Origin of the sequence: Streptomyces sp. HP-A2021, from assembly GCF_022807935.1 — a bacterium.
GTDB classification, from domain to species: domain Bacteria; phylum Actinomycetota; class Actinomycetes; order Streptomycetales; family Streptomycetaceae; genus Streptomyces; species Streptomyces afghaniensis.
In genome coordinates this window covers 815,563-826,215 of record NZ_CP094344.1, presented here as the reverse complement: position 1 = coordinate 826,215, position 10,653 = coordinate 815,563, and the positions used below count along the sequence as shown (strand labels likewise).

Sequence of the window (10,653 nt, the reverse complement as noted above, 5' to 3'; positions counted from 1 at the left end):
CCCGGTGACCACCGTGACCATCGTGCTCATGGGCGCCGTGACATTCGCCCTGCGGTTCTGCTTCTTCGGACCGCTCAAGCCGGAGCGGCTGCCGGGCGGCATCGAGCGCGCCCTGCCCTACGTGATGCCCGCCGTCCTGATGGCGATCATCGTGCCGTCCGTCGTCCTCGCCCCGGCCCCGGACGACGGCCCCGGATGGCTCTCGCCCTATCTGGTGGGCGCGCTGGTCGGGTTCGGAGTCGGTGTCTTCAAGAAGGACAACTTCTTCCTGGTCTTCGCCTCCGCCGTCGCCGCGTTCGCCCTGGCCAAGTTCCTGCTGTGACGGAGTCCACCATGAGCACATCCTCGACACCCGCCCGGCCGGTGAGCCGCGGGCGGGAGATCCGCACCGGGCTCCGCGACGCGACCCCCCTCGCACTCGGTGCCCTGCCCTTCGGGCTGCTGTTCGGCGCTGTCGGACAGCAGGCGGACCTCAGCCTGCTCGACACCATGCTGATGAGCGCCCTCGTCAACGGCGGCTCCGCCCAGATGATCGCCACGGGCCTCATGGCGTCCGGCACGGCTTGGTTCCTCGTCGTCGCGACCTGCCTGGTCGTGAACATGCGGCACGTGTTCTACTCGGCCGCCCTGTCGGCGAAGGTCCGGCATCTGCCGACGCTGTGGCGGGCCGTACTGGCCTACGGCATGATCGACGCGATCTACGTGCTGGCCGCCAAGCGGTACGAGGACGCCACCGGCGACCGGCGGGGCCAGCAGCACTGGTACGTCCTGGCCGCGTCGGTCCTGATGTACGTCGGCTGGCTCTCCAGCACGCTGATCGGCTACGTGTTCGGCAAGGACGTCACCAGCATCGACGGCCTGGGACTCGACTTCGCGATCTATGCCACGTACATCGGCCTGGTCGTCTCCTGCTTCACCAGCAAGCGCGCGGTGGCAGCCGGCCTGATGGGCGGCGTGCTGGCCTTGGCCCTGCACCGGCTGCCGTACCAGAGCGGCCTGTTCTTCGCCACGCTGGCAGCAACCGTCGCCCTGGCGCTGTGGGAGGGCCGGGTGCGTGCCGAGGACGGCACGCCCAAGAGCGCCGAGCAGGAGCCGACCGCCAACGGCTGAGGCCCGCTCCCGACCACCCCGTTCGTTTTCCGTTCTCTTCAAGGAGCCAAACCGCCTTGTCCAGTGTCCCTCCCTTCTCCGTCGTCAGCGGTGCCACCGTGCACGACGTCCTCGCCGGCCGTGAGCAGGACGTCGTCGACCTCGTCGCCCGGGCCTACACGGCCCACGGCCGGCAGCAGACCGTCAATCCGCCCAGCTACTTCCTTCGCTTCCCGGACCGGCCGGACTCCCGCATCATCGCGCTGCCCGCGTCCCTGGGCGCCGAGTTCGCAGTGGACGGCATCAAGTGGATCTCCAGCTTCCCGGCCAACATCGCTTCCGGGCTGCCCCGGGCCTCGGCTGTCCTGATCCTCAATGACCACGACACCGGCTACCCGTTCGCGTGCCTGGAGAGTTCCATCATCAGCGCCACGCGCACCGCGGCGTCCGCCGCGCTCGCCGCGGACCGGCTGCACGCCGGCCGGGAGCGCCCGCGTCGCGTCACCTTCGTCGGCACCGGACTGATCGCCCGCTACATCCACCGGTACCTGTCCGGCACCGGCTGGGACTTCGACACCGTCAACATCTACGACCACGCCCCGGAGTACGCCCGCAGCTTCGCCGACTACGTCTCGGGCACGGGACACGGCGGCACCGTGAACGTCCTGGACGACGCCGAGACCGCCGTCCGCGCCTCCGAGTTGGTCGTCTTCGCCACCACGGCGGCAGAACCCCACATCAAGGACGTGGACTGGTTCGCCCACAATCCGACGGTGCTGCACATCTCCCTGCGGGACCTCTCGCCGGAGATCATCCTGTCCGCCACCAACATCGTGGACGACGTCGAACACTGCCTGAAGGCGCAGACCTCACCCCACCTCGCCGAACAGGCCACGGGAGACCGGTCGTTCATCGACGGCACCCTCTACGACGTGCTGGAGGAGAAGGTCGAGATCCGCGCCGACCGCCCGGTGGTCTTCTCGCCGTTCGGACTCGGCGTGCTCGACCTGGCCGTGGGCGCGCACGTCTACAGCGAGGCGACCCGCCGTGGCCTGGTGACGCCCGTCCCAGGGTTCTTCCACGACCTGAACCGCTACGCCTGATCCTCTCACCCGACCAGCACTTGACCGTCTGGACGGCGGCGGCGCCGGGTCAGCCGCCGGTGATCCGGGCGTTCACCCGCCGCATCCAGTCCCCGTCGGTGTGCCACATGGGGTGGTGGGGTGCCGCGTTGGACGTCAGGACGACACCGACCGACTGCGCCGCCCGGCGGGTCGACGCGGTCGATCTGGTCGGCGCGGGCGACGCCTTCGTGGCCGGATACCTGTCCGGGCTCCTGGACGGCGCGGACATCCCCGCCCGGCTGCACCGGGCCGTCACCACCGCCGCCTTCGCCGTCGCCACCCGGGGCGACTGGGAGGGCCTCCCGACGCGGGACGAACTCGGCCTGTTCGACCAGCCCGACGGCACGACCATCCGCTGAGCCAGGAGACCGGACATGACATCAACAGCAGTGCAGGCGACGGTCCTCGTGGACGGCGGATACGAACTCGCCGAGGGCGGCCGCTGGGCCGACGGCAGGTACGTGTACGTCGACATCCTCAGCGGGCGGCTCTTCGAACCGCGCGACAGCACAGGTCCGGCCCGACTTGCCGGGCTGGACGTGCCGTTGGGGGCCGTCGCGCCGGTGGCGGACCGGCCGGGCACCTGGATCGCCGCCGCGGGCACGGGCATCGCGCTGCTCTCGGCCGACGGCACACCGGAATGGCTCGACCGCCCCGAGGATCACAGCTCGCTCCCCAGCCGGATGAACGACGGCGTCGCGGACCCCGCCGGCCGTTTCTGGGCCGGCAGCATGGCCTACGACGGCACCCACGGCGCCGGCTCGCTCTACCGGACGGACCCCGAGGGCACGGTCGTACGCGTCCTCGACGGCCTGACCATCGCCAACGGCCCGGCCTTCACCGCCGACGGCACGACCATGTACCTCGCCGACACGGCCGTCGGCACGATCCTCCGCTGCCGGGTCGATCCCGTCTCGGGCGACCTCATCGGCGGCCCGGAGACCTTCGCCCGCCTGCGCGAGGACGAAGGAAGCCCCGACGGGACGACCGTCGACGAGGAGGGCTGCCCGTGGGTCGCGATGTGGGGCGCGGGCGCGGTCCGCCGGTACCACCCCGACGGCCGCCTGCTGCACACCCTGACCGTGCCCGCCCCGCATCCCACGTCGGTCTGCCTGCCCCCCGACGACAACCGCCTCCTCGTCACCACGGCCCGGTACGGCGTGAAGAACCCGGACGAGACCTCCGGTGCGGTACTGAGTGTCCCCGTACCGGTCAAGGGAACGGCGGCGTGTTCCTGGCGGGGCTGACCAGGGCATCCGCCACTACGCGGAGCCTGCCCCGGCTTCCGCGAACTGGTTGGTGTCGAAGAGCCGGTTGATGTGGCCGCCGAGTTCGGACCAGTGCTGTCCGGAGAGTTCGGCCGCGGCGCGGGCGTCGCCGCCGGCGCAGACGTCGACGAGCCGGCCGTGGTGCTCGATGGTGTTGCGGCCACCGAGGAGGGTGGAGAACTTCCGGTAGAGGATGCGGTGGATCTGCGGGTGGAGCTGCTCGACGATCCGGCTCAGCACGGGGTTGTCCGCCGCCGCGATGGGGACGGCGTGGAAACGGTCGTCGGCGGCGAGGGCGGCGTCGGTGTCGTTGGCGGCCACGGCCCGTTCGAAGTCCCGGTTGGCCTCGCGCATCTGCTGAAGGTCCTGCTCGGTCATGGCCGGCACGGCCGTCTCGACGGCGAGCTGGTCGAGGGAGCGCAGCACGGCGAGGGTCTTCTCGACGTCTCGGCGGTTGAGGGTGGTGATGCGGGTGTAGACGCCGGGCTTCGCCTCGACCAGGCCGATGTCCGCGAGCCGGGCGAGCGCCTCGCGCACCGGGGTGCGGCTGAGACCGAGGCGCTCGGCGAGTTCACCGTCCCTGACCTTTTCCCCGGGGGCGAGTTCTCCGCGCACGATGGAGTCACGCAGGCGGTGAAAGACCTCGTCGCTGAGGAGGCGGCGGGAGACAGGGCTGTCCAGTGACATATTGCGTACAGTACATCGCCCTAGGCGGCCTCTCCGGCTGTGGTTCCGCTTCTGACCCGGCGGACGAGTGCCTGGGCCAGGACGAGCGCCGGGTCGACGAGGGGCACGTCCACGGCGTCGGCGGGCAGGCCGAGGGGGATCTCGGTGCAGCCCGCGATCACCGCCTGGGCGCCCTGTTCGGTCAGGCGCCGCGCCGCGCGCTCCAGGGTAGCGGCGGCGCCGTCCCGGTCACCGGCCTTCACCGCACGGATGCCGGCCATCACCTCGTGGTCCTGGGTGTCGGCGTCGGGCAGTACGAGGCCGATCCCGAAGCGGTCCAGCCACTCCTGGTACAGGCCCGCGCGCAGGGTGCCGGTGGTGGCCAGCAGTCCGGCGGTGTGGATGCGCGGGCGCACGGTGGTGAGGTGCCGGGCCACTTCGCCGATCATGTGGACGATGGGCAGCCCGACGTGGTCGGCGATGCGCGGGACGAAGGCGTGCGCGGTGTTGCAGGGGATGGCGATGACCGTGGCGCCGGCCTCGCGCAGGACGCGGCTGCCGTCGAGGAGCCAGGGCGTGGGATCGGGGCCGTCGCCCAGCAGGGCGTCGGTGCGGTCGGGGATCGTGGGGTCCGACCAGATGACGGTACGGAGGTGGTCCTGGTCGCTGCTGCCCGGAGTCATCGACACCAGCTTGGCGTAGAAGTCGGCGGTGGCCGCCGGCCCCATGCCGCCCAGGATGCCGATGATCTCCGAGGTGGGGGTGGTCACTGGGCGGGTTCCTTTTCGAAGGACGGGGCGTCGGCCTCGGCCGGGCTGCCGTAGGCGTCAGGCCCGCCGCGTTTCGCCTCACGCCTCTTCTCGGAGCTGTCGACGACGGCGGCGGCGAGCGAGTTGCCGATGACGTTCACGCCGGTGCGGGCCATGTCGACGATGAAGTCCACGCCGAGGAGCAGGGCGATGCCCTCGGCGGGCAGCCCGACGGAGTTGCCGGCGGCGATGAGGACGACGATGGAGGCCGAGGCGACACCGGCCATGCCCTTGGAGAGGATCACCAGCACGCCGACCATGAGGAGCAGGGCGGGCAGGGACGTGTCGGCACCGTAGGCGTTGGCGAGGAAGACCAGGGCGGCGGCCTGGTAGAGGACGGAGCCGTCGGTGTTGAAGGAGTAGCCCAGGGGGACGACGAACGAGGTCGTCGAGCGGCTGAGGCCGAACGCCTCGAGCTTGCCCATGAGCGGTGCCAGGACGGACTCGGAGCTGCGGGTGACGAACGCGATCCCGGCCAGCCCGGCGATGGACTTCATCAGCTCGACGTAGCGGATGCGGTAGAGCGCGGCGATGAGCGGGAACAGCACGCCGACGACGATGGCCAGGCCCGCGTAGACCACGGCGATGAACCCCAGCAGGCTGCGGAGGTTGCCGAAGCCGTAGTGGGCGACGTCGTAGGAGATGAAGCCGAGCACGCCCAGCGGCGCGATGCGGATGACGTAGCCGACGACCTTGAACATCACCGCGGCGACGGACTCCAGGACCGAGGCGAAGGGCTCGGACTTCTCCCCGATCGCGGCCATGGCGACGCCGACGAGGAGGGCGAAGACGATCGCGCCGAGCAGGTTGCCCTCGCTGAACGCGGCGAAGATGTTCTTCGGTACGGCGTGCAGGACCAGTTCGTGGAAGTCGATGCCCTGGCTCATGCCGTCCAGGTCCTTGGCGTCGGCCCCGTGGACGGGAGCGCCCTGGCCGATGCCGGTGAGCTTGGCCAGTCCCACCGCGATCAGCAGGATGACGGTGGTGACGATCTCGAAGTAGAGGATGGCCTTGCCGGCGATCCGGCCGACCTTCTTGACCGACTCCATGCGGGCGATGCCCAGCACGATGAGCGGGAAGACCAGCGGCAGGACCACGACCTGCACCAGGTTCAGGAACACCTCCCCGAGGATCTTCATCTGCTCGCCGGCCGACGGGGCGAGGGTTCCGACCAGGGCGCCGAGGCCGACGGCGATGACCGACTGGACTCCGATCGGCATCCGCAGACAGCGCCGCCAGAAGCCCGAGGGCCGGGTCGCTGAAGTGTCTGTGCTGGTGGGGTGAGGGTGAACGCGATTCATGATGCTCCTGCCATGCAATATATTGCGTTCTGCGTGTTGGCCGGTAACACTGATGGCGGAAGCAGTGGCCTGTCAAGGGGCCCGCAAGGACGAGGAGCATCGGATGGCGCCGACCACACGCGTGGAACACGACCTGGTGGGGGACAAGGAGGTCCCGGCCGACGCCTACTACGGCGTGCACACGGTGCGGGCGGTGGAGAACTTCGCGATCACCGGGTCGGCCATCGCGCAGTTCCCGGACCTGATCACCTCACTGGCAGCCGTCAAGCAGGCGGCTGCCCGGGCCAACCGTGACCTGGGCCTGCTGCCGCCGGACATCGCCGGTGCGATCATCGGGGCCTGCGAGGAGATCGGCTCCGGACGGCTGCACGAGCAGTTCGTCGTCGACCCCGTCCAGGGCGGGGCCGGCACCTCGACGAACATGAACGCCAACGAGGTCATCGCCAACCGCGCCCTGGAGATCCTCGGCCACCCCCGCGGCCGCTACGACGTGATCCACCCACTCGACCACGTCAACCTCGGCCAGAGCACCAACGACGTCTACCCCACGGCCGTACGGCTGGCCCTGGTCGCCTCACTGCGCAGGCTCGGCGCCTCCCTGCGGGCGCTGGCCACGGCCTTCACCGCCAAGGCGACGGAGTTCGACGACGTTCTGAAGATGGGCCGCACCCAGCTCCAGGACGCCGTCCCCATGACCCTCGGCCAGGAGTTCACCACCTACGCCGTCATGATCGACGAGGACCTCCGGCGCCTGGACGAGGCCGCTGCCCTCCTGCTGGAGTCCAACCTCGGCGGCACAGCGATCGGCACCCGCATCAACGGCCACCCCCGCTATGCCGAACTCGCCTGCCGCCACCTCGCCGACATCAGCGGCGAACCCGTCCGGCCCGCAGGCGACTTCATCGAAGCCACGCAGGACTGCGGCGCCTTCGTCCAGCTCTCCGGCGTCCTCAAGCGCGTCGCGGTGAAACTCTCCAAGACGTGCAACGACCTGCGGCTGATGTCCTCCGGCCCCACGGCCGGGTTCGGAGAGATCAACCTGCCGCCGGTGCAGGCCGGTTCGTCGATCATGCCCGGCAAGGTCAACCCGGTGATCCCCGAAGTCGTCAACCAGGTCGCCTTCGAGGTCATCGGCAACGACCTGACCGTCACCATGGCCGCCGAAGCCGGGCAGCTCCAGCTCAACGCCTTCGAACCCGTCATCGCCTACAGCCTGCTGCGCTCCCTGACCCATCTGCGCGCCGCCTGCGACACGCTCGCCACCCGCTGCGTCCCCGGCATCACCGCCAACCGCGAACACCTCCACGACACGGTCCACCGCTCCATCGGCCTGGTGACCGCGCTCGCTCCGCACATCGGCTACGCCGCCTCCACCACGCTGGCCCGCCGGGCCCTCGCCACGGGACGCGGCATCAAGGAGCTGGCCACGGAGGCGGGTCTGCTCACGACGGAGCAACTGGACACGATCCTGCGCCCGGAGAACCTCACCGGCCGGACACCGCTGCCGGAGGCTCTGGTCATGCCGTGAGGGAGGGAAACCGGACAGCGTGATGTGATCGCTAGAGTGGCTGGTATGAGTCCTGGCGCCCAGCATTCCGACGGTCCCGCCGCCCAGCCGCTGCGCAAGGACGCCGAGCGCAACCGGGAGCGGATCATCGCCGCCGCGCGCAGGGTGTTCGCGCGCGACGGGCTGAGTGCCTCGATGGCGTCGGTGGCCCGTGAGGCGGGCGTGGGGATCGCCACCATGTTCCGCCGCTTTCCGACGAAGGAGGAGCTGGTCGACGCCGTCTTCTCCGACCGCATGGACGCCTACGCCGACGCGGTCGCGGCCGCCCTGGAGGACCCGGACCCCTGGCGCGGCTTCGTCGGTTACATCGAGGCGGCCTGCGCGATGCAGGCCGCCGACTACGGCTTCGCCGACGTGCTGACCATGACCTTCCCCACCGCCAAGGCCCTGGAGCAGCGCCGCAACGACGCGTACGAGGCCATGGTCCGGCTCATCGACCGCGCCAAGGCCACCGGCCGGCTGCGCGAGGACTTCGACCCCTCCGACCTGGTGCTGATCCACATGGCCAACGCCGGTGTCGTCAACGCCACCGGCGACGCCGCACCTGATGCCTGGCGACGCGTCGTCGCCCTGATGATCCAGTCGTTGGAGGCCCCGGCCCGCGGCCCCCTGCCCGACCCGCCCGAGCACGACGCCCTCTACAAGGCGATGCTGCGCGCCGGCCCGGAGGGCCCCACCGCGCCGGCGCCGGACCGGCGGAGCTGACGCACAGGTCCGTCCCCTACTGCGTCGCGGAGCCCGCCTCCTGGGTGGCGGCCCAGGTCGCGAGCAGGTTCACGCTCTCCGCGGAGGGCGAGCCGGGTTCGGGCGTGTAGACGGTGAGGGTGAGGCCTGGTTCGGCGGTGATGGCCAGCGATTCCCAGTCGAGGGTGAGGTCGCCGACGACGGGGTGGTGGAACTGTTTGGTGCCGGTGCCGTGGCGGGTGACGTTGTGGGCGCCCCAGCGGGTGCGGAACGCGTCGCTGAGGGTGGACAGTTCGCCGACGAGGTCGTGCAGGTCCTTGTCGTGGGGATTGCGGCCGGCCTCGGTGCGCAGGACATCGACGGTCATGTCGGCGGCGAGTTCCCAGTTGGCGTAGAAGCGGTGGGCGGCGGAGTCGAGGAACTGGTAGCGGGCGAGGTTCGGCGGCTGGGTGTGGTGGCTGCCGTAGATGTCGCTGAAGAAGGCGCGGGCGAGCTGATTGGTGGCGAGCAGATCCAGCCGGCCGTTGACGACGAACGCGGCGCCGGTGGTGATGGCGTCCAGGACCCATTGCAGGCTCGTGTGCAGGGCGCGCTGCCGGCCGGAGCGGAGCCGGGGACGGGCGAGGGCGTCGGAGCCCTCGGCGGCCTGGGCCAGATGGAGCAGGTGGGCGCGCTCCGCGTCGTCGAGCTGGAGGGCGCGGGCGACGGCTTCGAGCACGGCGGGTGAGACGCCGGCGAGGTTTCCGCGTTCGAGCTTGGCGTAGTACTCGACGCTGACGTCGGCCAGGGCCGCGACCTCGCTGCGGCGCAGCCCGGGGACGCGGCGCCGGGTGCCTGCCGGGAGCCCCGCCTGCGCTGGGGTGATCTTGGCTCGCCGCGAGGTGAGGAACTCGCGGACTTCGTCACGGTTGTCCACGGCACGACCGTACGGCCGAGCCCGGCGGTGTGGGGTGTACTGCCGGTACACCCTTCATCAGTGACTCGCTGCCCGCGCACTGGGCTGTTTCCCTGGATGTCGTGGCGGTGAGGTGGCCCGCCCGGCAGGACACGGCGCCGCGGGCGCCGGCACACAGAAGGCAAGGAGACGCAGTCATGCGTGGAGTGGTCATGTACACGGCAGGTGACGTCCGGGTGGAGGAGCGTCCTGACCCGAAGATCATCGAGCCCACCGACGCGATCATCCGGCTGACCGCGACCTGTATCTGCGGATCGGACCTGTGGCCCTACCGCGGGGTCGAGCCCGCCGACCACACGGCCATGGGCCACGAGTACGTGGGCGTCGTCGAGGCGGTCGGCGACGACGTGCGCAACGTCAAGGTCGGCGACTTCGTCGTCGGGTCGTTCGTCATCTCCGACAACACCTGCGAGATCTGCCGCTCGGGCTACCAGTCCGGCTGTGTGCACCGCGAATTCGTGGCGGGCACGATCGGCACCCAGGCCGAGAAGGCCCGCATCCCCCACGCGGACGGCACCCTCGTGCCCACGCCCGGGCAGCCGGACGAGGACCTGATCCCGTCGCTGCTGGCCGCCTCCGACGTGCTCGGCACCGGCTGGTACGGGGCCGTCGCCGCCGAGGCCGGCCCGGGCAGGACGGTCGCGGTCGTCGGCGACGGCGCGGTCGGCCTGATGGCCGTCCTGGCGGCCAAGCAGCTGGGCGCGGAGCGGATCATCGCCATGTCCCGCCACCCCGACCGACAGGAGCTCGCCCGGTTCTACGGCGCGACCGACATCGTCGAGGAGCGCGGTGACGCGGGCGTGGCGAGGGTCAAGGAACTCACGGACGGGCTCGGCGCGCACTCGGTGGTCGAGGCCGTCGGCACCCAGGAGTCGACCATGCAGGCCATCAACTCCACCCGCCCCGGCGGCCGCCTCGGCTTCGTCGGCGTCAACTACGACGTCACGATCCCGGGCATCGACCTGTTCTTCGCGGGCATCCACGTGGAGGGCGGCCCCGCCCCGGTGCGCCGGTTCCTGCCCGAGCTGATCCAGCTCATCTGGGACCGCAAGATCGACCCCGGCAGGGTCTTCGACCTCGCTCTGCCGCTGGACGAGGCCGCGCAGGGATACAAGGCCATGGACGAGCGGCGCGCCACCAAGGTGCTCCTCACCCTCTGACGAGCTCCTGACGACGACAGGAGAGGGGAC

Annotated in this window: 11 protein-coding genes and 1 pseudogene; 8 read left to right on the top strand and 4 right to left on the bottom strand. The window is 70.6% G+C overall.

Annotated elements, in window-relative coordinates:
* The first annotated feature begins 4 nt into the window (after nt 1–4).
* From MQE23_RS03925 to MQE23_RS03905, 5 genes and pseudogenes are all read left to right on the top strand, one after another.
* Entirely contained in the window at nt 5–322 is a 318-nt protein-coding gene (locus MQE23_RS03925; RefSeq protein WP_020274630.1) for an AzlD domain-containing protein, read from the top strand.
* 11 nt (nt 323–333) lie between these two features.
* On the top strand, nt 334–1,110 hold the full coding sequence (locus tag MQE23_RS03920) for an AzlC family ABC transporter permease (RefSeq protein ID WP_167338030.1): 777 nt from the start codon (nt 334–336) through the stop codon (nt 1,108–1,110).
* Between the two features lie 56 nt (nt 1,111–1,166).
* Nucleotides 1,167–2,192 (top strand): 2,3-diaminopropionate biosynthesis protein SbnB, encoded by a 1,026-nt coding sequence (sbnB, locus tag MQE23_RS03915; RefSeq protein ID WP_243378251.1) that lies wholly within the window; start codon nt 1,167–1,169, stop codon nt 2,190–2,192.
* Nucleotides 2,193–2,353: 161 nt separating this feature from the next.
* Nucleotides 2,354–2,572, top strand: a pseudogene (locus MQE23_RS03910) (PfkB family carbohydrate kinase); the annotation flags it as partial.
* Between the two features lie 15 nt (nt 2,573–2,587).
* Nucleotides 2,588–3,460, top strand: coding sequence for an SMP-30/gluconolactonase/LRE family protein (locus MQE23_RS03905; protein ID WP_243378250.1), 873 nt, complete (start codon nt 2,588–2,590; stop codon nt 3,458–3,460).
* 15 nt (nt 3,461–3,475) lie between these two features.
* Here the strand turns inward: MQE23_RS03905 and MQE23_RS03900 are convergent, their stop codons facing one another.
* From MQE23_RS03900 to MQE23_RS03890, 3 genes are read right to left on the bottom strand one after another with little or no spacing between them, the layout of a single operon-like run.
* Nucleotides 3,476–4,168, bottom strand: coding sequence for a GntR family transcriptional regulator (locus tag MQE23_RS03900; protein ID WP_020274635.1), 693 nt, complete (start codon nt 4,166–4,168; stop codon nt 3,476–3,478).
* A 20-nt stretch (nt 4,169–4,188) separates the two neighbouring features.
* A complete protein-coding gene (locus MQE23_RS03895) occupies nt 4,189–4,917 on the bottom strand; it encodes an amino acid racemase (RefSeq protein ID WP_020274636.1) in 729 nt (242 codons plus the stop codon).
* Nucleotides 4,914–6,176 carry a dicarboxylate/amino acid:cation symporter gene (locus tag MQE23_RS03890; RefSeq protein WP_020274637.1) on the bottom strand — a complete coding sequence of 421 codons (1,263 nt, stop codon included), beginning with the start codon at nt 6,174–6,176 and terminating at the stop codon, nt 4,914–4,916. Before MQE23_RS03890 ends, MQE23_RS03895 begins: the two co-directional genes overlap by 4 nt.
* Nucleotides 6,177–6,360: 184 nt before the next feature.
* Between MQE23_RS03890 and aspA the strand changes: the two genes are divergently transcribed.
* Nucleotides 6,361–7,785 carry an aspartate ammonia-lyase gene (gene aspA, locus MQE23_RS03885; RefSeq protein ID WP_243378249.1) on the top strand — a complete coding sequence of 475 codons (1,425 nt, stop codon included), beginning with the start codon at nt 6,361–6,363 and terminating at the stop codon, nt 7,783–7,785.
* A gap of 45 nt (nt 7,786–7,830) precedes the next feature.
* A complete protein-coding gene (locus MQE23_RS03880) occupies nt 7,831–8,529 on the top strand; it encodes a TetR/AcrR family transcriptional regulator (protein WP_243378248.1) in 699 nt (232 codons plus the stop codon).
* A 16-nt stretch (nt 8,530–8,545) separates the two neighbouring features.
* On the opposite strand, the gene MQE23_RS03875 is transcribed toward MQE23_RS03880, so the two are convergent.
* Entirely contained in the window at nt 8,546–9,424 is an 879-nt protein-coding gene (locus MQE23_RS03875; RefSeq protein WP_243378247.1) for a helix-turn-helix transcriptional regulator, read from the bottom strand.
* A 176-nt stretch (nt 9,425–9,600) separates the two neighbouring features.
* Between MQE23_RS03875 and MQE23_RS03870 the strand changes: the two genes are divergently transcribed.
* Nucleotides 9,601–10,623, top strand: a complete 1,023-nt coding sequence (locus tag MQE23_RS03870; protein ID WP_243378246.1) for a zinc-dependent alcohol dehydrogenase family protein — start codon at nt 9,601–9,603, stop codon at nt 10,621–10,623.
* Nucleotides 10,624–10,653 lie beyond the last annotated feature (30 nt).

Excerpts from the sequence above, each read along its gene's own strand:
- MQE23_RS03890 (WP_020274637.1), bottom strand. The coding sequence starts at position 6,176 with ATGCCGATCGGAGTCCAGTCGGTCATCGCCGTCGGCCTCGGCGCCCTG.
- MQE23_RS03905 (WP_243378250.1), top strand. The coding sequence starts at position 2,588 with ATGACATCAACAGCAGTGCAGGCGACGGTCCTCGTGGACGGCGGATAC.
- MQE23_RS03900 (WP_020274635.1), bottom strand. The coding sequence starts at position 4,168 with ATGTCACTGGACAGCCCTGTCTCCCGCCGCCTCCTCAGCGACGAGGTC.
- aspA (WP_243378249.1), top strand. The coding sequence starts at position 6,361 with ATGGCGCCGACCACACGCGTGGAACACGACCTGGTGGGGGACAAGGAG.
- MQE23_RS03870 (WP_243378246.1), top strand. The coding sequence starts at position 9,601 with ATGCGTGGAGTGGTCATGTACACGGCAGGTGACGTCCGGGTGGAGGAG.
- MQE23_RS03880 (WP_243378248.1), top strand. The coding sequence starts at position 7,831 with ATGAGTCCTGGCGCCCAGCATTCCGACGGTCCCGCCGCCCAGCCGCTG.
- MQE23_RS03920 (WP_167338030.1), top strand. The coding sequence starts at position 334 with ATGAGCACATCCTCGACACCCGCCCGGCCGGTGAGCCGCGGGCGGGAG.